This is a genomic window from Atlanticothrix silvestris CENA357, assembly GCF_016056295.1.
Lineage (GTDB): Bacteria > Cyanobacteriota > Cyanobacteriia > Cyanobacteriales > Nostocaceae > Atlanticothrix > Atlanticothrix silvestris.
Map to the genome: position 1 here is coordinate 15,619 of NZ_JAECZB010000024.1, position 22,247 is coordinate 37,865.

General features: G+C 42.5%; 15 protein-coding genes. 14 read left to right on the forward strand and 1 reads right to left on the reverse strand.

The genetic code is table 11. The features are described 5' to 3' along the window. The first annotated feature begins 548 nt into the window (after window positions 1-548). The 10 genes from rpoB (at window position 549) to I8751_RS11935 (ending at window position 16,169) form a co-directional block, all read left to right on the forward strand. Window positions 549-3,848, forward strand: a complete 3,300-nt coding sequence (rpoB, locus tag I8751_RS11890) for a DNA-directed RNA polymerase subunit beta (protein ID WP_214439366.1) — start codon at window positions 549-551, stop codon at window positions 3,846-3,848. A 137-nt stretch (window positions 3,849-3,985) separates the two neighbouring features. Then, complete coding sequence (locus tag I8751_RS11895; protein ID WP_214439367.1) at window positions 3,986-5,863, forward strand: DNA-directed RNA polymerase subunit gamma; 1,878 nt, start codon at window positions 3,986-3,988, stop codon at window positions 5,861-5,863. A 110-nt stretch (window positions 5,864-5,973) separates the two neighbouring features. After that, window positions 5,974-10,116, forward strand: a complete 4,143-nt coding sequence (locus I8751_RS11900; protein WP_214439368.1) for a DNA-directed RNA polymerase subunit beta'' — start codon at window positions 5,974-5,976, stop codon at window positions 10,114-10,116. Between the two features lie 91 nt (window positions 10,117-10,207). Beyond that, a complete protein-coding gene (locus tag I8751_RS11905; protein WP_214439369.1) occupies window positions 10,208-10,531 on the forward strand; it encodes a hypothetical protein in 324 nt (107 codons plus the stop codon). A 64-nt stretch (window positions 10,532-10,595) separates the two neighbouring features. After that, window positions 10,596-11,141: a GIY-YIG nuclease family protein gene (locus I8751_RS11910; RefSeq protein WP_214439370.1), complete on the forward strand. Its 546-nt coding sequence runs from the start codon at window positions 10,596-10,598 to the stop codon at window positions 11,139-11,141. A 184-nt stretch (window positions 11,142-11,325) separates the two neighbouring features. Further along, window positions 11,326-12,819 (forward strand): protein kinase domain-containing protein, encoded by a 1,494-nt coding sequence (locus I8751_RS11915; RefSeq protein WP_214439371.1) that lies wholly within the window; start codon window positions 11,326-11,328, stop codon window positions 12,817-12,819. 158 nt (window positions 12,820-12,977) lie between these two features. Next, a complete protein-coding gene (locus I8751_RS11920) occupies window positions 12,978-13,589 on the forward strand; it encodes a Uma2 family endonuclease (protein WP_214439372.1) in 612 nt (203 codons plus the stop codon). 208 nt (window positions 13,590-13,797) lie between these two features. After that, window positions 13,798-13,998: a hypothetical protein gene (locus I8751_RS11925; RefSeq protein ID WP_214439373.1), complete on the forward strand. Its 201-nt coding sequence runs from the start codon at window positions 13,798-13,800 to the stop codon at window positions 13,996-13,998. After that, window positions 13,995-14,255: a ParE family toxin-like protein gene (locus tag I8751_RS11930; protein WP_214439374.1), complete on the forward strand. Its 261-nt coding sequence runs from the start codon at window positions 13,995-13,997 to the stop codon at window positions 14,253-14,255. The genes I8751_RS11925 and I8751_RS11930 overlap by 4 nt, the downstream gene beginning before the upstream one ends. A gap of 150 nt (window positions 14,256-14,405) precedes the next feature. After that, window positions 14,406-16,169 (forward strand): serine/threonine-protein kinase, encoded by a 1,764-nt coding sequence (locus tag I8751_RS11935; RefSeq protein ID WP_214439375.1) that lies wholly within the window; start codon window positions 14,406-14,408, stop codon window positions 16,167-16,169. A 6-nt stretch (window positions 16,170-16,175) separates the two neighbouring features. Here I8751_RS11935 and I8751_RS11940 read toward each other — a convergent pair whose 3' ends face one another. Further along, window positions 16,176-18,470: a hybrid sensor histidine kinase/response regulator gene (locus tag I8751_RS11940; protein WP_214439376.1), complete on the reverse strand. Its 2,295-nt coding sequence runs from the start codon at window positions 18,468-18,470 to the stop codon at window positions 16,176-16,178. 463 nt (window positions 18,471-18,933) lie between these two features. Here I8751_RS11940 and I8751_RS11945 point away from each other — a divergent pair, with 463 nt between their 5' ends. The 4 genes from I8751_RS11945 (at window position 18,934) to phnE (ending at window position 22,240) form a co-directional block, all read left to right on the forward strand. After that, window positions 18,934-19,323: a response regulator gene (locus I8751_RS11945; protein ID WP_214439377.1), complete on the forward strand. Its 390-nt coding sequence runs from the start codon at window positions 18,934-18,936 to the stop codon at window positions 19,321-19,323. A 238-nt stretch (window positions 19,324-19,561) separates the two neighbouring features. Continuing rightward, window positions 19,562-20,533, forward strand: coding sequence for a phosphate/phosphite/phosphonate ABC transporter substrate-binding protein (locus I8751_RS11950; protein ID WP_214439378.1), 972 nt, complete (start codon window positions 19,562-19,564; stop codon window positions 20,531-20,533). A gap of 101 nt (window positions 20,534-20,634) precedes the next feature. Next, complete coding sequence (locus tag I8751_RS11955; protein ID WP_214439379.1) at window positions 20,635-21,369, forward strand: phosphonate ABC transporter ATP-binding protein; 735 nt, start codon at window positions 20,635-20,637, stop codon at window positions 21,367-21,369. A gap of 76 nt (window positions 21,370-21,445) precedes the next feature. Next, entirely contained in the window at window positions 21,446-22,240 is a 795-nt protein-coding gene (gene phnE, locus I8751_RS11960; protein WP_214439380.1) for a phosphonate ABC transporter, permease protein PhnE, read from the forward strand. The last annotated feature ends 7 nt before the right edge of the window (window positions 22,241-22,247 follow it).

The window sequence follows — 22,247 nt, forward strand, 5'->3', positions numbered from 1 at the left end:
CTCAAAGCATGATCCATTCTGGTAACTGGCCGTGAGTTGATTTAGGTAAAAATTACCTGATTACTCTGTATCTAAACCTATAGAAAATTGTTAAACGTAATTGTCTTGTGAGTAAAACCCACCAAAATCAAGCCATTCTGATACCAAGCCGACAAGGGACGGCTTATTTTCTCGATCCTAAAATATCACCGTGAGGATAAATGGTGTATTGAAGACACAAAAGTCTAGAGTGCGTAGGTTTATGAGCGCACTTTTGGGAGGGGAAATTGATCAAAGCAAATCAAATTCAGCCATATTTCAGGCATCTGTTGTTAAAACATCAAGTTAACAGCTGGATAATAGCTGCTCTGATCTTCCAGCAAGGGCGATTACCCCCTTGTCAAAACCGCTCTTTCCGGTTTAAATTGCTGCGTTTACCTGCATTTATAAAATAGCAGTTGGCATCAGGAGAAGTTCCCAAAAAGTTATAGACACTATTTTGCGGTAAAAAACTGCCAAAATCCAGTGTCTTAATCAATAAGTTTAACCAGGTTGACAAAGGTAGAGGCATGACTAGCGAAACATATATTGAACCCGCCTTTTTGTTGCCCGACTTGATTGAAATCCAGCGTTCAAGCTTTCGCTGGTTTTTGGAAGAAGGGTTGATAGAAGAACTTAACTCTTTTAGTCCGATCACAGATTACACTGGCAAGCTAGAACTGCACTTTCTCGGACATAACTACAAACTGAAAGAGCCAAAGTACAGTGTTGAAGAAGCTAAACGGCGGGATAGTACTTATGCAGTCCAAATGTATGTTCCCACACGCCTGTTGAATAAAGAAACAGGGGACATTAAAGAGCAAGAAGTATTTATTGGGGATCTGCCTTTAATGACTGATCGCGGCACGTTTATTATTAACGGAGCCGAGAGGGTGATCGTCAACCAAATAGTGCGATCGCCAGGAGTTTACTACAAATCCGAAATCGATAAAAACGGGCGGCGTACCTATTCTGCCAGTCTCATCCCCAACCGAGGGGCGTGGCTGAAATTTGAAACAGACCGTAACGATTTAGTTTGGGTACGCATTGACAAAACCCGCAAACTTTCAGCACAGGTGCTATTAAAAGCTCTGGGCTTATCAGATAACGAAATTTTTGACGCTCTACGTCACCCAGAATATTTCCAAAAAACTATTGAAAAAGAAGGGCAGTTTTCTGAAGAAGAAGCCCTAATGGAGTTGTATCGTAAACTGCGTCCTGGTGAACCACCTACGGTATTAGGTGGACAACAATTATTAGACTCTCGTTTCTTTGACCCGAAACGTTATGACTTAGGTCGTGTTGGACGATATAAGCTCAACAAAAAACTCCGGTTGTCTGTTCCCGATACCATGCGCGTATTGACTCCCGGCGACATTTTGGCGGCTGTCGATTATTTAATTAATCTGGAATACGACATTGGTAGTATAGATGACATTGATCACTTAGGTAATCGCCGGGTGAGAAGTGTTGGAGAGTTGCTACAAAACCAGGTGCGGGTAGGTTTAAACCGTCTAGAGCGCATCATTCGTGAACGGATGACCGTATCCGATGCCGAAGTCCTGACTCCTGCTTCCTTAGTTAACCCCAAACCATTAGTAGCGGCAATTAAGGAATTCTTTGGTTCCAGCCAGTTAAGTCAGTTCATGGATCAAACCAATCCCCTGGCAGAACTGACTCACAAACGCCGTCTCAGCGCCCTAGGCCCTGGTGGTTTAACCCGTGAACGTGCTGGCTTTGCAGTACGGGATATTCATCCTTCTCACTACGGACGCATTTGTCCGATTGAGACACCAGAAGGGCCTAACGCTGGTTTGATTGGCTCATTAGCAACCCATGCCAGAGTCAACCAATATGGATTCTTAGAAACGCCATTTAGACCCGTGGAAAATGGACGGGTGCGATTTGACGTTACGCCAGTGTACATGACAGCCGATGAAGAAGACGATCTACGGACTGCCACTGGTGATATCCCCGTAGATGAAAATGGTTACATCAAAGGCCCACTGGTTCCTGTGCGCTATCGTCAAGACTGGGCTACGACCACACCAGAACAAGTGGATTATGTAGCAGTTTCCCCAGTGCAAATCGTCTCAGTAGCTACGAGCATGATTCCCTTTTTGGAGCATGACGACGCTAACCGAGCGCTGATGGGTTCCAACATGCAACGGCAGGCAGTACCATTGCTCAAACCAGAGCGTCCTTTAGTGGGTACTGGTTTAGAAGCGCAAGGAGCAAGAGACTCCGGGATGGTAATCATATCGCGTACTGATGGCGATGTGACCTACGTTGATGCCACAGAAATTCGTGTACGTCCCAAATCTGGGGGTTCGGAACTGAAGTACCGACTTTCCAAGTATCAGAGATCTAATCAGGATACCTGTCTCAATCAAAAGCCCTTAGTTCGGATTGGTGAGCGTGTTGTTGCCGGTCAAGTGCTGGCTGATGGCTCCTCCACCGAAGGTGGTGAATTAGCATTGGGACAAAATATTGTTGTCGCTTATATGCCTTGGGAAGGCTATAACTACGAAGACGCAATTTTGATTTCTGAGCGACTGGTGCAGGATGATATCTACACCTCAATTCACATTGAGAAATATGAAATTGAAGCTAGGCAAACCAAGCTAGGCCCAGAAGAAATTACCAGAGAAATTCCTAACGTCGGGGAAGATGCCCTGCGCCAATTAGATGAACAGGGAATTATCAGGATTGGTGCGTGGGTGGAATCAGGAGATATTTTGGTAGGAAAAGTCACACCCAAAGGTGAATCAGACCAACCACCAGAAGAAAAACTGTTACGCGCCATCTTTGGTGAAAAAGCACGGGATGTACGGGATAATTCCCTGCGAGTACCAAACGGCGAAAAAGGGCGGGTAGTGGACGTGCGCCTATTTACCCGCGAGCAAGGCGATGAACTGCCACCAGGAGCCAATATGGTAGTCCGGGTGTATGTAGCGCAAAAGCGCAAAATTCAAGTAGGCGACAAAATGGCAGGACGGCACGGCAATAAAGGAATTATTTCGCGGATATTGCCAGCGGAAGATATGCCTTATTTGCCTGATGGTTCACCAGTAGATATCGTACTCAATCCCTTGGGCGTACCCAGCCGGATGAACGTTGGGCAGGTATTTGAGTGTCTTTTGGGTTGGGCTGGTCAAACCTTGGGAGTCCGATTTAAGATTACTCCCTTTGACGAAATGTACGGTGAAGAATCATCCCGCCGCATTGTACATGGCAAGTTGCAAGAAGCACGTGACGAAACTGGCAAAGACTGGGTATATAACCCCGATGACCCTGGTAAAATCTTGGTCTTTGATGGTCGTACTGGCGAACCCTTTGACCGCCCCGTTACCGTAGGTGTGGCTTATATGCTGAAGTTGGTGCATTTGGTGGACGATAAGATTCATGCTCGTTCCACAGGCCCATACTCTTTGGTAACTCAGCAACCTTTGGGTGGCAAAGCCCAACAAGGTGGTCAGCGATTTGGGGAAATGGAAGTGTGGGCATTGGAAGCCTTTGGTGCAGCTTACACCTTGCAGGAGTTGTTGACAGTCAAATCTGACGATATGCAAGGGCGCAATGAAGCGCTCAATGCGATCGTTAAAGGTAAGGCAATTCCCCGGCCTGGAACACCAGAGTCCTTTAAGGTGCTAATGCGAGAATTGCAATCATTAGGTTTAGACATTGCTGTACACAAAGTCGAAACCCAAACAGATGGTAGTTCTTTGGATGTGGAAGTCGATTTAATGGCAGACCAATCTGCTCGGCGTACACCTCCAAGGCCAACCTACGAATCTCTCTCTCGTGAATCCTTAGAAGAAGAAGAGTAGAGAGTGAGCAGTTAGGAGTTATAAAGTTAAAAACTTATAATTCCTAACTCACAATTGAAAATTAAATACTTTTCCAAGCACGGGCGTAGAACCTCGTGCATTTACTTACTCATAACTTAGAACTTAGTACTAAAGAAATGAGACCAGCCCAAACTAATCAGTTTGATTACGTCAAAATCGGCTTAGCATCGCCAGAACGCATTCGGCAGTGGGGTGAACGAACTCTGCCTAACGGCCAGTTAGTAGGCGAAGTTACTAAACCAGAGACAATTAATTACCGAACTCTCAAGCCGGAAATGGATGGCTTGTTTTGTGAACGTATCTTTGGCCCTGCAAAAGATTGGGAATGCCATTGCGGAAAGTATAAAAGAGTACGTCACCGTGGTATTGTATGCGAGCGCTGCGGTGTAGAAGTTACCGAGTCGCGGGTACGTCGTCACCGCATGGGATATATTAAACTTGCTGCTCCAGTAGCCCATGTTTGGTATCTCAAAGGCATCCCTAGCTATATTTCTATCTTGTTGGATATGCCTTTGCGGGATGTAGAGCAAATAGTATATTTCAACTCTTATGTTGTTCTCAGTCCTGGGAATGCCGAAACTTTAACCTATAAACAGCTACTCAGTGAAGACCAGTGGTTGGAAATTGAAGACCAAATTTATAGTGAAGACTCTGAGTTGCAGGGCGTTGAGGTAGGTATAGGTGCTGAAGCGCTGCTGCGTTTGCTTGCTGATATTAACTTAGAGCAAGAAGCTGAAAGCCTGCGTGAAGAAATTGGTAACGCTAAAGGGCAAAAACGGGCCAAGTTAATTAAGCGTTTGCGGGTGATTGACAACTTCATTGCCACAGGTTCTAAACCTGAATGGATGGTAATGGCAGTAATTCCTGTAATTCCCCCTGACCTGCGCCCGATGGTGCAGTTGGATGGTGGACGGTTTGCCACCAGTGACTTGAATGATTTATATCGGCGAGTAATTAACCGGAACAATCGTTTAGCACGCCTGCAAGAAATTTTGGCACCAGAGATTATCGTGCGGAACGAAAAGCGGATGCTACAAGAAGCAGTAGATGCTTTGATTGACAACGGTCGCCGGGGACGCACGGTAGTAGGGGCAAATAACCGACCCCTAAAGTCTTTGTCTGACATTATTGAGGGTAAGCAAGGTCGTTTCCGGCAAAACTTGTTAGGTAAACGAGTTGACTATTCTGGACGTTCTGTAATTGTGGTTGGGCCCAAGCTGAAAATTCACCAGTGCGGTTTGCCTAGAGAAATGGCAATTGAGCTATTTCAACCATTTGTGATTAACCGCCTGATTCGCAGTGGGATGGTCAATAACATCAAAGCGGCGAAAAAGCTAATATCTCGTAATGATCCCAGCGTATGGGATGTGCTAGAAGAGGTGATTGAAGGACACCCAGTGATGCTCAACCGAGCACCAACACTCCACCGCTTAGGTATTCAAGCTTTTGAACCGATTTTGGTGGAAGGTAGAGCAATTCAACTGCATCCTTTGGTTTGTCCCGCGTTTAACGCTGACTTTGACGGCGACCAAATGGCGGTACACGTTCCTTTGTCTCTGGAAAGTCAGGCAGAAGCACGGTTGTTGATGCTGGCTTCTAATAATATTCTCTCACCAGCTACAGGTAGACCCATTATCACACCTAGCCAAGACATGGTATTGGGGGCATATTATTTAACAGCAGAAAACCCTGGTGCGACAAAAGGTGCAGGTAATTACTTTGCTTCCTTGGATGACGTAATAATGGCTTTCCAGCAAGAGCAAATTGATTTACATGCCTACATCTATGTGCGCTTTGATGGTGAGGTTGAATCAGACCAACCAGATAAGGAGCCTCTGGAAGTCACAGAAAATAGTGATGGTACCCGGACACTGCTGTATAAATTCCGCCGAGTTAGAGAAGACGCTAAGGGAAATTTAATTTCTCAGTATGTACGCACAACGCCTGGTCGTGTTATTTACAACAAAGCAATTCAGGAAGCATTAGCAGTTTAGGAGCTAGGGATTAGGGACTAGGGACTGGGGAAAAGTTTTCCTCATACCCGATGCCCAATCCCCAATCTTAATGACTAATGACCAATGACTAAGGATGAAGGACTAAATAAATGACTAACGAAAACACGATTTTTCGCAATCGCGTAGTTGATAAAGGTCAACTGAGAAAATTAATTTCCTGGGCGTTTACGCACTATGGAACAGCGCGTACCGCAGTGATGGCGGACAAACTCAAAGAGTTAGGATTTCGCTACGCGACCAAAGCAGGGGTTTCTATTAGTGTTGACGACTTGATGATCCCGCCTACTAAGCGAGCGCTTCTAGATGCAGCAGAAGAAGAAATTCGTGCTACTGAAACCCGTTACCAACGGGGAGAAATCACAGAAGTGGAACGCTTTCAAAAAGTGATTGACACCTGGAATGGTACTAGTGAAGCACTCAAAGATGAAGTCGTTGTCCACTTTAAAAAGACTGATCCTTTGAACTCAGTGTACATGATGGCATTCTCCGGAGCGCGGGGTAATATTTCCCAGGTGCGGCAATTGGTGGGAATGCGGGGATTGATGGCAGATCCCCAAGGGGAAATTATTGATTTACCCATTAAAACCAACTTCCGCGAAGGACTAACCGTGACGGAATATATTATTTCGTCTTATGGTGCGCGAAAAGGATTGGTAGATACCGCCTTGCGGACTGCTGACTCTGGTTATCTCACCCGTCGTTTGGTAGACGTATCCCAGGATGTGATTATTCGGGAATTTGACTGTGGTACCACCAGAGGAATTCCTGTGCGGCCAATGACAGAAGGTGCCAAAACCTTGATTCCTCTGGGTCAGCGCTTACTAGGAAGGGTCGTTGGTGAAGATGTAGTGCATCCCACTACAAAAGAAGTGATTGCACCACGTAATACCCCAATTTCTGATGACTTAGCAGCAGAAATTCAAAAGGCTGGGGTTAGTGAAGTTGTCGTGCGATCGCCTCTGACTTGTGAAGCTGCACGTTCTGTTTGTCAACACTGCTACGGCTGGAGTTTGGCCCACGCTAAGATGGTGGACTTGGGTGAAGCAGTAGGGATTATTGCTGCCCAAAGTATTGGTGAACCTGGGACTCAGCTAACCATGCGGACATTCCACACAGGTGGTGTATTTACAGGGGAAGTCGCGCAACAAGTACGTTCCAAAACAGAAGGTACTATCCGTCTACCCCGTAAACTGCGGACTCGAACATATCGCACCCGCCACGGTGAAGATGCCTTGTATGTTGAGGTTAACGGGATCATCAATTTAGAGCCTAAAAAAGACGGTTCTGATACCCAACCTACCCAGGAAATTCATGTAACTCAAGGTTCCACACTTTATGTAGTTGATGGACAGCAGGTAAAAATCGGTCAATTGCTGGCAGAAGTTGCCTTAGGTGGACGCACAACTCGTGCTAACACAGAAAAAGCTGTAAAAGATGTAGCTTCTGACTTGGCAGGAGAAGTACAGTTTGCGGAAGTAGTTCCAGAACAAAAAACCGATCGCCAAGGTAACACCACAACCACAGCAGCCAGAGGTGGCTTGATTTGGATTTTGTCTGGGGAAGTTTATAACTTGCCCCCAGGTGCAGAATTGGTAGTTAAAAATGGTGATGCGATCGCCTCAAATGGTGTCTTAGCAGAAACCAAATTGACTACTTTGCATGGTGGTGTAGTACGTTTGCCAGAAGCTACCCCAGGCAAGAGTACCAGGGAAATTGAGATTATCACTGCTTCTGTGGTTTTAGACCAAGCAAAAGTCACAGTTCAAAGTTCTCAAGGTCGCAATAGCTACTTGGTTACTACTGGTAATAACCAAGTATTTAACCTCCGGGCTACCCCAGGTACTAAAGTCCAAAATGGTCAGGTTGTCGCTGAATTGATTGATGACCGCTATCGCACCACCACTGGTGGATTTTTAAAATTTGCTGGTATTGAAGTCCAGAAAAAAGGCAAAGCCAAGCTGGGCTACGAAGTTGTACAAGGTGGAACTCTGTTATGGATTCCCGAAGAAACCCATGAAGTCAATAAAGATATTTCCTTACTGTTGGTAGAAGACGGACAGTTTGTAGAAGCTGGGACTGAGGTAGTGAAAGATATCTTCTGTCAAACCAGTGGCGTGGTAGAAGTTACCCAGAAAAACGACATCCTGCGAGAAGTAGTTGTGAAGCCAGGGGAACTGCTGATGGTAGATGATCCAGAAGCAGTGATAGGACGAGATAACACTTTTGTCCAACCAGGTGAAGAATTACAAGGTAGTGTCGCTACCGAATTACGCTATATCCAGTATGTGGAGTCTCCAGAAGGGCCAGCCCTATTGAGCCGTCCAGTAGTAGAGTTTGCTGTACCTAATAATCCTGATGTGCCATCAACCACATCGATTAGTCAGCAAACAGGACGTTCGATTCAATTACGAGCAGTACAACGCTTGCCCTACAAAGATTCTGAACGCGTCAAGTCTGTTGAAGGGGTGGAGTTGCTGCGAACCCAGCTGGTGTTAGAAATTGAGCAAGAAGGTGAACAAGACCATAATGCCTCTCCCCTAGCAGCCGATATTGAATTGATCCCAGATGGTGAGGGCGAAACGTTAGCGATCGCAGGAGCGTCAAATTCAGAAGTTGAGACTACAGCTGCTGCAACAGAGGAAACCCCTACATCGGAGTCTCTGCGCTTGCAATTGGTGATTTTGGAATCTTTAGTAATTCGGCGGGACATTACTGCTGACGCTACCCAAGGTAGTACCCAAACAACCCTAAAAGTACAAGATGGGCAAACCATCGCTCCTGGTGCTGTGGTTGCAAGTACCCAAATCTTGTGTAAAGAAGGAGGTATTGTACGGGGCGTTCAAAAAGGTAGCGAAACTGTACGTCGTTGTTTAGTGTTGCGCCACAGTGACATGATTACAATGAATACTAGCGCCCAGCCCAAGGTGAAAAAGGGTGACTTGCTAGTAGAAGGTACAGAAATTACCCCTGGAGTTTTTGCTGAAGAATCTGGGCAAGTAGTAGAAGTCAAAGCTGCCGCAAATAATTCTACAACCCAAGAAACAGCCCTCAGTACGCAAAACTATTCTGTCACTATCCGGGTTGGTCGTCCCTACCGAGTCAGCCCTGGTGCTGTGTTACAGATAGAAGATGGCGATTTGGTACAACGGGGCGATAACTTGGTGTTGTTGGTGTTTGAACGTGCCAAAACCGGAGACATTATCCAAGGTTTGCCCCGGATTGAGGAATTACTCGAAGCACGTAAACCAAAAGAGGCATGTATTCTCTGTCGGCGAGCCGGAGAAGTTAAGGTAGTTTATGGTGATGGTGATGAAGCGATCGCCATTAAGGTTGTAGAATCCAATGGCGTAGTTACCGATTATCCTCTCGGCCCCGGACAAAATTTGATGGTTCCAGATGGCGCACAAGTATCAGTGGGAGAACCATTGAGCGATGGCCCATCCAATCCCCATGAAATTTTGGAAATTTTCTTTAGCCTGGGTTCTGAAGATGGAGTTTATGCTTGTGCTAGTCTTGCCTTGCAAAAAGTGCAAACATTTTTGGTGAACGAAGTGCAAATGGTTTATCAGTCTCAGGGAATTGATATTTCTGATAAGCACATTGAAGTGATTGTTCGCCAGATGACCAACAAAGTCCGGATTGATGATGGTGGAGACACTACTATGCTTCCGGGTGAATTGGTAGAGTTGCGCCAAGTTGAGCAGGTGAACGAAGCTATGGCGATTACAGGTGGTGCTAGGGCACAGTACACCCCCGTCTTGTTGGGTATCACCAAAGCATCATTAAACACAGACAGTTTCATTTCTGCCGCATCCTTCCAAGAGACAACACGGGTACTAACCGAAGCAGCAATTGAAGGCAAATCTGACTGGCTGCGGGGGCTAAAGGAAAATGTGATTATCGGAAGATTGATTCCGGCGGGTACTGGGTATAACACTTATGAAGAACCCGGTGCGATCGATGACTATACTGCTCTAGATAGTAGTAGCGTCTTAGATGAAGTCGATGATCCCTTGGATATGGTGTTAGATGATCGCACAGCTCGTGCCTATAATTTAGATTCTCCTGGGCTTGCGGAAACTGGATTTGGCGGTCGGCGTACAGAAAGGTCAATTTTAGATGACGACGATGAACTGCTGATTGCTGACGAAGTTACCGACCTCATCGAAGAAGACGAAGAGGAAGAAGACGATTATGAAGAAGACGACGGAGACGATTACGAAGAAGAGTAAAGCCGAAAGGTAAAAATTAAAATGTAAGATGTAGAAGGCAAAAGAATAATTTCTTTTGCCTTTTTACTTGTTGTCACTACCTTTATACAAAATGCCTCTTAAAATCGTTGATAACTTTGATAGTAGTTTTACTCTAGAATCGCAAGCTCAAGAAACTCTCTTTCAATTATTAGCGGGAGAATCTTTTCTCAAGCAAATTTGTCAGCAGTTGCAGTGGGAAAAAGTTGAATTTACTGAACTACTTTTTCAGCCTGTTCCCTATAGCTTAACTACTCCCAAGGGAATGCCAGCAGAATTTGAAAAATTTCATGACTCGGATGAGTACGCCATCATCAACGTGCCACCAAATTTTATGTTCAGTGCTAAAATTTTCAAACCCAGTCGCCTTTGCACAATTTTTAGAAAAATTAGTTAATAACTAAAAAAAACGTACTTTTTATCAATTGGCTAATTTCAAATAACAACTTTTGATTTGATGTATGACCACCGAAACTAATATTCCTGCCTTAGCAACCTTAGAATACGTTGCTTACATTGATGATAGCGGTCAATTACCTGAAAAATTTCAAGGAAAAATAGGAGTATACGCCATATTTGACCAAAAAAAAGTTTTGCAATTTGTAGGATATTCCCGTGATGTTTATCTCAGTTTAAGACAGCATTTGGTACGCCAACCACAAAAATGTTATTGGGTAAAAGTTCAAACAATTGAGCGCCCCAGCCGCACGATTTTAGCAAATATTGAGAATGCTTGGATTGCTCAAAATGGCAATGTTCCTTCAGGAAATGGGGAAAATCAAGAAACATGGACGCAACCAATAGATATTAAAAAAATAATGACACCTGAAGAACAGGCAAATTATCAAAAACCCACTAATGATGAATTAACACAAATCAAAATCATCAAAAATGTGGCACGGCGAGTAGAAACTGAAATTTTAGCATCATTAGAAGCGCGGGGTTTACAAACACAAATTCGTTTTAATCCTAAATTAAAAGAAGAGGGATTACTGGATCTAAAGTGAAGTTATAGTGGGCTAATACCAATTCGTAATTCGTAATGACGCTCCTGCGTCGCTCTAAGCGTAGCTATGCCGCAGGCTTTACGCTGCGCTAACGTAATTCGTAATTAAGGTTTCATCTGGGTTTCCAGGTTTGAATCTGTTGGCGAATTTTAGAAATTGGACTAACTATTGCTGATCACCTCTTATGACAACACAGCTACTAAATGATCGCTATCAAGTTATCCGCACACTGGGGGCTGGAGGATTCGGTGAAACCTTTCTAGCCGAAGATACTTATATGCCCTCCAAACGCCGTTGTGTAGTTAAACAATTAAGACCAATTCAAAACAATCCCCAAATTTACCAGCTGGTACAAGAACGGTTTCAACGGGAAGCAGCAATTTTAGAAGATTTGGGGGGATTTATTGACCAAATTCCCGCGTTGTATGCTTACTTTACATCGGGTGGGCAATTTTACTTAGTTCAAGAGTGGGTTGAAGGCGATACCCTGACTACAAAACTCCAAAAACAGGGGTTATTTAGTGAAAGTGCAATTACAGAATTATTGGTGGATTTGTTACCCGTCTTGGAGTACGTCCACTCTAAACATATTGTTCATCGTGATATTAAACCAGACAACATCATTGTCCGCGATCGCGATCGCAAATCAGTGTTAATTGATTTTGGTGCAGTGCGGGAATCTATGGGAACAGTAGTCAATTCCCAAGGAAATCCTACCAGTTCAATTGTAATTGGTACACCTGGATATATGCCGAGTGAACAAGCCGCAGGTAGACCAGTTTATTCTAGTGATTTGTATAGTTTAGGCGTTACAGCAATTTATCTGCTGACAGGAAAACAGCCACAACAATTAGAAACTGATCCGCAGACTGCTGAGATTATCTGGCGACAGTATGCAAGTCATGTCAGTCCCATGATATTAGGAATCATCGATAAAGCGATCGCCTATCATCCACGCGATCGCTACCCTAGCGCTAGAGCCATGCTGGATGCTTTGCAGAGCATAACAAATCCCATTCCACCCACGCAACCGCACTACATTCAGCAGCCCTTTACCCCCACACCTGTAGCATCCCCACCACCAATTATTTCAGTTAATTCCCCGCCTAGTGTGCCAAATCATCATCGCAATAATCTACTTCTTGGCGGTTTGATTGCAGGGGGGTTAATTGGTGCATCTGTAATTATTAGTCAAGTATTAACAAAATCTTCTCAACCTGTAGCAGATCCAAATATTACACCTTCGATAACATTGCCAACTGTCACGCCTTCAGTAATGACAACTCCGTTGATTATCCCATCTTCAGTTCCATCACCAACTGTCCCGCCCCAAATCATAAAAACTCCCCAAAAAATTGTCCAGACTCCAATTTATACTAATAATTCAACACAATTAGATAATTATTTCTGGCTTTCTAAAAGGCGGGTCACAAATGCCGATTTAGATGGTAAAGATGGTTTCACCTTAGATATCATGCGAAATTCCATTTTCGCTCGTCATGGTCGCCGTTTTGATACTCCTGGCTTACAAGATTACTTTAATAATCAACCTTGGTATAGTCCTAAATATTCACCAAAAGAATTTCCTTCTAAGTTACTTTCAAAATTAGAACAGCAGAATGTAGACGATATTGCTAAATATCAAAATACTTATAATCTGAGATATTTTAGAAAATAGATGATGCACTTCTATAATTAAGGCAAAACTAGGACTTACGCACTATTTACAGAATAACGTAGACACGCTAGTGGCTTGAGGCACAGAGGGCACTGAGGAATGAGAGTTTGAGAGATATTTTGCGTAAGTCCTGAAAACAAAATAATAATCAAAATGTTATGACACAAGCTTTATCCAAAATAGTTACTTTTGATGAATTTATTGCTTGGTATCCCAAAAACTCTGGGATACGCTACGAACTACATAATGGGGAAATTGTGGAAATGTCACAGCCTACAGGTAAACATGAAAAAATAAAAGGATTTTTGGTAAGAAAGTTATCTGTAGAGTTTGATCGATTAAATCTTCCCTACTTTATCCCCAATCAAGCAATAGTAAAACCACCTCAAAGAGAATCAGGCTATTTCCCAGATGTATTGATTGTCAATGAGATGGCTTTAACCTCAGAACCTCTGTGGGAGAAGTCTTCTACCCTTACAAATGGTGCATCAATACCTTTAGTTGTGGAAGTTGTAAGTACAAATTGGCGAGATGATTATTATTTAAAACTTGCTGATTATGAGGAAATGGGTATTGCTGAATATTGGGTGGTTGATTATGCAGCTTTGGGGGCTAGAAAATTTATTGGGAATCCGAAACAGCCTACTTTTTCACTTTATCAACTGATTGATGGAGAATATCAAGTTACTCTGTTTCGAGGTAGTGATAAAATTCAATTTCCAACATTACCTGAATTAAATTTGACCGTCGAGCAGCTATTTATAGGATGATAATGATAAAGAGCTTCAATGTTTTCTGTTCTCCAGTTCTTATCTCCCGAATAAATTTAATTTAGGTGAACTAATTATTTAAATTTCATTTAAATATTTGAAAAAATGTAATATTTTATGTGAGAAGACTTATTAAGTACTACAAGAAATAGCGCCATATACGGTATGATGAAACAAGTCTATACCTCACTTGGTTCCCATTACATGTATGAGTACCTTGCAAGATATTGAACGCGCTGTTAGCCAATTGTCTTCAGAGGAGCTTGCCGATTTTCGAGCTTGGTTTGCCGAGTTTGATGCAGAGATTTGGGATCGGCAGTTTGAGGAAGATGTAGCAGCCGGACGATTAGATGGGCTAGCTGAAAAAGCATTGAAACATTTACGGGAAGGGCGTTGTACTGATTTGTGAGATACCGCGCTACTCCTGATTTTTGTTATCACTATCGACAATTACCAAGCGAGATTCAGAAACTTGCTGATCGGTGCTATGAAATACTTAAGCAAGATTCCCGATATCCATCACTACACTTTAAGCAAGTAGGACAGTTTCGGTCAGTGCGAGTCGGGCTACATTATCGTGCATTAGCGGTAGAAGAAGAAGGTGAAATAGCATGGTTTTGGATTGGAACACACGCAGAATATGACCAATTATTACGAGGTGGTTAGGGCAAGCTAAGACTGCATTAGAGATGATGTTATTGAGTTTATTTGTGGGAGTCACAGGTTGTCTATAGGGGCGCGATCGCACAACATAAAATCGTTGTTCAAGTTAGTATCTGATGTACATTGGGAAAGGGCGCACGCTTGTAACTTTTCATGACAACAACGCTATTAAACAATCGTTATCAAGTTATTCAGGTACTAGGCGCTGGTGGGTTTAGTGAAACCTTCCTAGCAGAAGATACTCATATACCTTCTCGTCGTCGCTGTGTAATCAAGCAACTCAAACCCATCGCCGATGACCCTCAAACCTACCAAATGATTCAACAGCGGTTTGAGAGGGAAGCTGCAACCTTAGAGTATTTAGGCGACAGTAGTGATCAAATTCCTCAGCTCTATGCCTACTTTTCGGAAAATGGGCAGTTTTATCTTGTTCAAGAATGGATTCACGGCCAAACTCTGTCAAATATTGTGGCAGCTAAAGGCAATGAAAGCGAAGCTGCTGTGCGTGAAATTCTCTTGAGTCTGTTATTTGTCTTAGATTATGTCCACAGCAAAGGTATTATTCACCGCGATATCAAGCCAGATAACATTATTCTTCGTGCTGTTGATCAAAAGCCTGTTTTGATTGATTTTGGTGCGGTTAAAGAAACAATACGTTCTGTAGTCAGTTCTGCAAATTATCCCACGCGATCGCTCGTGATTGGTACGCCTGGTTATATGCCTAGTGAACAAGCTATAGGAAGACCAGTCTACGCCAGTGATATTTACAGTTTAGGTTTAACAGCAATTTATTTATTAACTGGTAAACACCCAGCAGAATTACAAACTAACCAGCAAACAGGCGAGATTATTTGGCAGAATCACGCGCCTCATGTCTCTTCTCATTTAGCAATGGTTATCAATCAAGCCATTAAACCCCACGCAGGCGATCGCTACAGTACTGCGAATAAAATGCTTTATGCTTTAAAATCTGCTAGTTATGTTGCTCCACAGCCAATTAACACTGCTGCGACAATCAGCCTCAGCCCTGTTGCGACTGCACAGACGCTACCAACTCAAATAGCTCCTGCTAAAAATCGGCAAAAATCGATTTTGATCGTCGGTGGTTTGTTAGTAGGTAGTTTGATTGGCGGGGTAGCACTTTCTAACCTCACTCGCCAGCAACAGACTGAAACATCTATCGTCAAAGATGACACTTCCATTGTATCCCCACAACCTACTGATTCGCCTGTTGATTCACAACCATCTTCGTCCTTAGTTACACCTAGTTCACCACCACAACAACCAGCAATTTCTACTCCTCCAACAGACAACAACCGCGAAGTAGATGCAGATTCCAACTTCCCAGATACAACAACGCCACAGCCTGACGAAGAACCTGTGACTTCAGATAATCCCGCACCTACAGTTACGTCAGCGCCCCAACCAGAACCAATAGATAAGCCGTCGCAAAAAAAACAAGATAATATAAACAGGCAAAGCGTTCCAGCATTTTCCACAGGCACACCAAGAAGCACGGTAGAAGCTGTTCTCGGTAAGCCGAAGAAGGATTTAAGGGGTTTGTGGGGCAATACGCGTGCTGTGACTTATCAGTTAGTCCCCAACCAAATTGACCTTGGTTACTTGTTTGACCGCGAATCTGGAGTGCTACGTCAAACAGAGGCCGCTTTTGCTCAAACGGTAGATTCACAAGTAATGCAAGCTACCTTAAGTGGAATTTTAAATGGGCAAGTAACCCCAGAAATTCAGCAAGGATTGCAACAAATCCAACAGCGCCAGAGAGAAGATTTTAGTTTTACGCAAGGTTCAGTGAAGGGTCAAATCGTGCGTCAAAACTGTGATTTTATTTACATCAGTGTTTGGGATGCAGACTTACATGATTTTGTGAAACCATCGTCAGCTAAAAAGTGCAGTTAAGCTAAATTAAAAGTTGCCACTACGTCCAGCAAGATTCGCCACTGTGATTACTAACTCATCTGGCTCAATTGGCTTAGTTATATAAACTTGGAATCCAGCTTCAAGGGCTAGCTGACATTCTTTATTTCTAGCAAATGCCGTCAGTGCTACAGCCGGAATTTTATCATCTTGTCCTGCTTCTTGCGATCGCACTTTTCTAATCAATGAATAACCGTCTTCATCTGGCATCCCAATATCACTAACTAAAATATCAGGTTTTAATTCTACTAACGCTGTGAGGGCTTCATTTACGGAACTAACGGCTGTCACCTGCGCTCCATGCTGTTCTAAGATAAAAGTTATTAACTCACAGGTATCGCTATTGTCATCTACAAAGAGTATTTGCAAGCCGTCAAGTGTTGGAAGATTATTGACTTTTACTTCACTTTGATCAACAAGCTGCTTTGATTGAAATTCTACAATGGGTAACTGTACTGTAAATGTTGCTCCCTTTCCTTCCCCGGCGCTAACTGCGTAAACTGTGCCTGAATGCATTTCTACTAAGTGGCGCACAATTGCTAATCCCAGCCCCAAGCCGCTTTCTGTTCTAGTAGTTGTACTATCAGCTTGCCGAAAGCGTTCAAAGATGTAAGGTAGAAACTTAGCACTAATTCCCTTACCTGTGTCAGAGACAGTAATCTGAGCATTTGATTTTACTTGCTCTAAACGCACTTCAACCCGCCCTCCACTAGGCGTAAATTTAATGGCATTAGAAAGTAAATTCCAAACAATTTGTTGTAAGCGTTCCGCATCACCCATAACTTCAACCATAGAAGGATTAAGGTAAGACTCAACTTGAATAGCTTTAATTTCTGCTGTTGGCAGCACAGTCTCAATTACTGCGTTAATTACAGATACAAGGTTAATTTTGCGAATATTTAGACGAATATGACCTTTGATAATGCGTGAGATATCCAGGATATCTTCAACAAGTTTCATTTGAAGTTTTGCATTCCGTTCGATTGTCTCCAGCGCCTTAAAGGTAGTTGTTTCGTCTAGTTTTCGCCTACATATTATTTGAATCCAACCCAATATAGAGTTGAGAGGTGTGCGGAGTTCATGAGAGATGGTTGCTAAAAACTCGTCTTTAATCCGGTTAGCTTCTTGGGCTTCTCGATAAAGCCGCGTATTCTCAATGGCTAAAGCTGCGCGTCTGGCAAGTTCTTCAAGCATTGCTAAATCTATTTTTGTATATTTACGTCCTGATTGGGCTGACGCAAATACAATTGTTCCCAGCTTTCGTTCACGCACCAACAGAGGTACGACCATATAAGACTTGATTTGGAGTTGGCGCAGTAGGCTGAGGTGTTCTTTGTTATCTGCAATTTTTATTAATAAGGATTCAGAAATCTCGGAAACCACTTCTGGCTCCCCTGTTCGTAAAACCTTTGCTAGTCCAATATCAGCATCGACAGCAATTGGGTAACGTTCTCGGATTTCTCTTACTAGTACTTCCTGTTGTGGTTCAGATGCAGCTACTATTGGGTTACTGAAGGGTAATAAATGATTTTCGACGATATCTACAATACACCAATCGGCTAGGGTCGGTACTGTCAATTGGGCAACCTTACCTAGGGTTGTGTAGTAGTCGAGAGATGATGCCATGACATAACTAGCTTCAGCTAAGAAATTAGAGCGTGTTGCAGCCCAAAAGGCTGCAACACGGCCAGCTCTTTCACGGATAATTAACTGCTCACGCTCTGACTCTAAACGCTTGCGTTGGGTAATATCACGCATTAACCAACGTAGAGCAACTACATTTCCTTGTTCGCTACGGACGGTAACTACTGTTAAAGCCGCATCAAAAGGAATCTGGGCGCGTGGTTTTAAAAGTACTTCCCATTCCTCGCCTCGGTCGAACTGCTGTAACTGAGTTAAATAAGCAAAAAAAGCCTGATGATCTGAGTGTGCGATGAAAGATACAAGCGGTTTGCGAGTTAAAAATCGCTGTGGAATATTAAGCATCACAGCAGCAGCACGGTTAGCTTCTTGAATATTGCCATAGATATCGGTCAGAAAGTAACCATCTGGTGCAAAATCAAACAATTCTTGGTAGCGTTGGCGCTCTTTTTCTACTATTGTTCGTGTTGCTTCTAATTCTTCACAAGCTATCTTCAATTCTTCTAAAGCAATTTGGAGTTCCTCAAAAGCTTCTGCTGTAAAGCTTTGTTGTGAATTCGGCTCGCTTAGATTAGATTGCAGGAGTATTGTAACCCGTGATCGCAATTTCTCTATCTGTTGACTTAATTCATCTACATTCATATTGCTCAATCCGCAAAACTATCCAGCTTATGCAGAGGCAGTAATAATTATTTAACACAAGTATTATGTGTACCTCAAATATTAATTTGAATTTAAGTAATTACTTCAAAACATACAAAATTCGCGTTTTTACTGCATCCTGCTGAGGTGTTACAAAAATGCTGAAAACTAAATTATTGATGCTTCTAAAGTATTAATTAGTAATATTTGATACTTACTAAACAATCAGTAATTGGATAATTATTTCTTTTTAAGACTACTAAGTACTTACTATGGTGTCTTTTTCTATACGTGCTTAATCTCTCTTATTCGCTTCGGATAGAAGTTAAAGGTGTCTCTTGTCGCTCCTAAAACACCCTTGGAAAAGAAAAATGCTATCACGCCATCATATTACTTTTGATAGTTGCATTACCAATTAATTTTTTAAAAAAATTAATTGAAAAGTAGTTGACTAACTAAACTTATGAATTTACATAATATTCAAGAAAAAAATGATGTTAAATATATTTTGGTTTGTGACGATATTCAAGAAATACTTGAGTTAATTCAAACTGTATTAGAATCAGAAGGCTATGAAGTTGAAACTGCTAATAGTGCTTTGGCAGCTATCTCAAAACTTAAAATTAGACAACCTGATTTATTAATTACAAACTTAATTATGCCAGAGATGAATGGCTATGATCTAATTTATTATGTTCGACAAAATTTAAAATTAAACACTTTTCCTGTTTTAATTGTATCAGCTACTAACGAACAATCTTTTAGACATAAAGACATAGCCGATTTTATTCCCAAGCCATTTTACGTTAATGAATTTTTAGAAAAAGTCAACTCAATTTTAGAATTAAATTGATTGATCAATATTTGATCATTAAATATGGGGTACTCCTCTGCTTGAGTGAAAATGAAGTCAAATATTATACTTACTTTTTTATAAAAATTCTGGCAAACTATGAAGTTAACTGCTTGTTTTACGAGTTTTCACACAACTTGTATTGACTTTTGTTCTTAAAAGTTATAAATCTTTTTAAGAGACTAATTGATATAAATTTGCAAAATTATTGCGAATAAATTTGAATGGAGAGTTGCAAGTGAGTGTGAGCAAAAAAAGCCTATTGGGTGCTGGCGCGGTATTTGTAGCGCTTACGGGTTTAGTAATTAGTTCCTTCGGGGAAATGCAGGCTGTTGCTAAACCCACAAACAATCAACAGGCATCAAACTTGATTGCCCAAAATCAGAAAACTTTAAGAATAGCTTTTCCTAAACGGGGTGAAATTACAGATGCCCAAAACAAAGCAAATGCTGTAGCGACTTTTCTATCTAAACAACTAGGAATGCCAGTTCAGGCAGTTGTATCAGATGAAACAGCAGCTGTCGAAGCCTTAAGAGCAGGTCGAGTTGATGCAGCTTTCGTGAGTAGTCGTCCGGCTTTGAAAGCTCAACAGTTGGCAAATGCTCGATTGTATTTGGCAGAAGTGCGTCCCAATTACTCTGGAGGACATACTTATAGCTCAATATTTGTAGTTCCAAAAAATAGTTCTTTAACATCCAAAGATTCTGCCAAAGCTACCCTAGAACAACTGCGGGGTAAACGAATGGCATTTGTTTCTCCAACTTCTGGCTCAGGGTTTATTTTCCCTGTTGGTGAACTAGTGAAACAGGGATTTGTGCCTAACCGCGATCGCTTGGATAATTTCTTTGGTCAAGTTTCTTACGGCAGTAATTACTCTGGTGCTTTGCAAGCAGTTTTGCGCGGTCAAGCAGATGCAGCTGTAGTATCAGAATATGCGCTCAATCCGCCTTATGTAACCGCGCAAGAAAAAAGTCAATTGCGAGTTCTTCATGCAATTACAGGGGTACCTGCCCACGGTATAGTCATTGATGACAGCGTTCCGGCTCCTATGCGAGAGAAATTGATCACTGCGTTAATGCAATTGAATCAATCATCAAATAACCAGCTGCTCAAAGATCTGTCTAATGCCACAAAGTTGGTGAAAGTTGATCATGATAGTCACTTAGCACCAATCCGGGATGCTCTCCAGCGTGTTGGAATCGAGCCATAAAAAAAGTGCTGAATGCGGAGTTAAGAGTTGGAAATGAATAACTCTTAACTCCTAACTTTTACAAACTACTAATGAACCGATGGAATTGACTGAGGTTGAGGATGAATGAGTGTGTTATTGAATGTCATAACCTAGAGACAGCTTACGCTGCATCTCTCAATCGTCCCATCCTCAACGGAATTAATTGCCAGATAAAACGAGGTGAATTTGTCGTTTTATTGGGACTTAATGGCGCAGGTAAGTCTACTTTATTGCGATCGCTGGTAGGGTTAATACAACCAGTGCGAGGAGAAATTCAGATTAATGGCATGACAGTAACTCCCCGAACCCTGCCTAAAATTCGCCGCGACATTGGCATGATGTTTCAAGGTGGCGGATTGATTCGGCAAGTATCAGCACTGGAAAATGTATTGTGTGGACGGTTGGGTATCAGGACAACTTGGCAAACTTTGTTAGGCTTTCCTAAACGCGATCGCCTATTAGCACTAGAGTTATTAGAGCAGTTGGGTTTAAGAGAACTAGCTGATCAAAAAACCAGTAAACTCAGTGGAGGACAGCAACAGAAAGTGGCGATCGCTCGTGCTTTAATTCAATCGCCGCAAATTCTCTTAGCCGATGAACCGATTACAGGATTAGATGTCGTGGCATCTCAACAAGTGATGCAGACTTTATCTAATTTGCACACCCAGCAAGGCATGACTATTGTGGCAGTGTTGCACGATTTGGGCATTGCTGCAAAATACGCCCAGCGAGCGATCGTCTTAGATGCTGGACGTATAGTTTATGACGGCATTTGTGACAATTTACAAGCTCAATTTGCTAATGCTTCGATGTAAAAGGGACTAGAGACTAGGGAGCAGGAACTAGAGAAAAAGAATAAGAATCAATGCCCAATGCCTTATTTTTTAAAATATGAGTTACTTGTTTAATTTAAAACTGCTGCGCCGCTATCCTTGGGTAATTCCCCTACTCATTCTCTTAATTGTATTTGGAGTTTATGGTTGGGCTTTGCAAGGTTTGAAAGTTGATTTTGAACTTTTAAAAACCAGTTGGCCTTACATGACCGATTTCATTTCTCGGTTATTTCCTCCAGATTTAACAGTTTTAGATATAGCAATAAAGGCATTAATTGAAACTGTACAGATGTCTATATGGGGAACTAGCCTTGGAGCAATCCTTTCTTTGCCCATTGCTGTAGCTAGTGCCACCAACATTGCTCCACAATGGTTGCGATCGCTGGCTAATTTACTGCAAAATGCTGTGCGTTCTGTCCCTTCGATTATTCTGGGGCTAATTTTTGTCGCCGCCACCGGATTAGGCGCACCCGCAGGTACTTTGGCCTTAGCAATCTATACCATCGGCTACCTTGCTAAATTTTATCAACAAGCAATTGAAGCAGTTGATTCTCGCTCTCTTGAATCTTTACAAGTTATCGGAGCCTCTAGATTACAAATTACCCAATACAGTATTTTGCCCCAAGTACTGCCCCTAGGATTAGGTTATACCTTGTGGATGTTTGAGTACAATATCCGTGCTGCTTCTGTATTAGGTGTAGTCGGTGCAGGTGGTATTGGCTTCGAGTTAAAAAATTATATTGACGGCTTTGAGTACACCAAGGCAACAACCATGATGTTGGTACTACTGGTAGTCGTTACGGTAATTGATTCTTTCAGCAGTCAATTACGTCGCCGCCTCGATTCTATGTAAAGAAACA

Coding starts and splice junctions, on each gene's coding strand:
- rpoB (WP_214439366.1), top strand. CDS start 549: ATGACTAGCGAAACATATATTGAACCCGCCTTTTTGTTGCCCGACTTG.
- I8751_RS11895 (WP_214439367.1), top strand. CDS start 3,986: ATGAGACCAGCCCAAACTAATCAGTTTGATTACGTCAAAATCGGCTTA.
- I8751_RS11900 (WP_214439368.1), top strand. CDS start 5,974: ATGACTAACGAAAACACGATTTTTCGCAATCGCGTAGTTGATAAAGGT.
- I8751_RS11905 (WP_214439369.1), top strand. CDS start 10,208: ATGCCTCTTAAAATCGTTGATAACTTTGATAGTAGTTTTACTCTAGAA.
- I8751_RS11910 (WP_214439370.1), top strand. CDS start 10,596: ATGACCACCGAAACTAATATTCCTGCCTTAGCAACCTTAGAATACGTT.
- I8751_RS11915 (WP_214439371.1), top strand. CDS start 11,326: ATGACAACACAGCTACTAAATGATCGCTATCAAGTTATCCGCACACTG.
- I8751_RS11920 (WP_214439372.1), top strand. CDS start 12,978: ATGACACAAGCTTTATCCAAAATAGTTACTTTTGATGAATTTATTGCT.
- I8751_RS11925 (WP_214439373.1), top strand. CDS start 13,798: ATGAGTACCTTGCAAGATATTGAACGCGCTGTTAGCCAATTGTCTTCA.
- I8751_RS11935 (WP_214439375.1), top strand. CDS start 14,406: ATGACAACAACGCTATTAAACAATCGTTATCAAGTTATTCAGGTACTA.
- I8751_RS11940 (WP_214439376.1), bottom strand. CDS start 18,470: ATGAATGTAGATGAATTAAGTCAACAGATAGAGAAATTGCGATCACGG.
- I8751_RS11945 (WP_214439377.1), top strand. CDS start 18,934: ATGAATTTACATAATATTCAAGAAAAAAATGATGTTAAATATATTTTG.
- I8751_RS11955 (WP_214439379.1), top strand. CDS start 20,635: ATGAATGAGTGTGTTATTGAATGTCATAACCTAGAGACAGCTTACGCT.
- phnE (WP_214439380.1), top strand. CDS start 21,446: ATGAGTTACTTGTTTAATTTAAAACTGCTGCGCCGCTATCCTTGGGTA.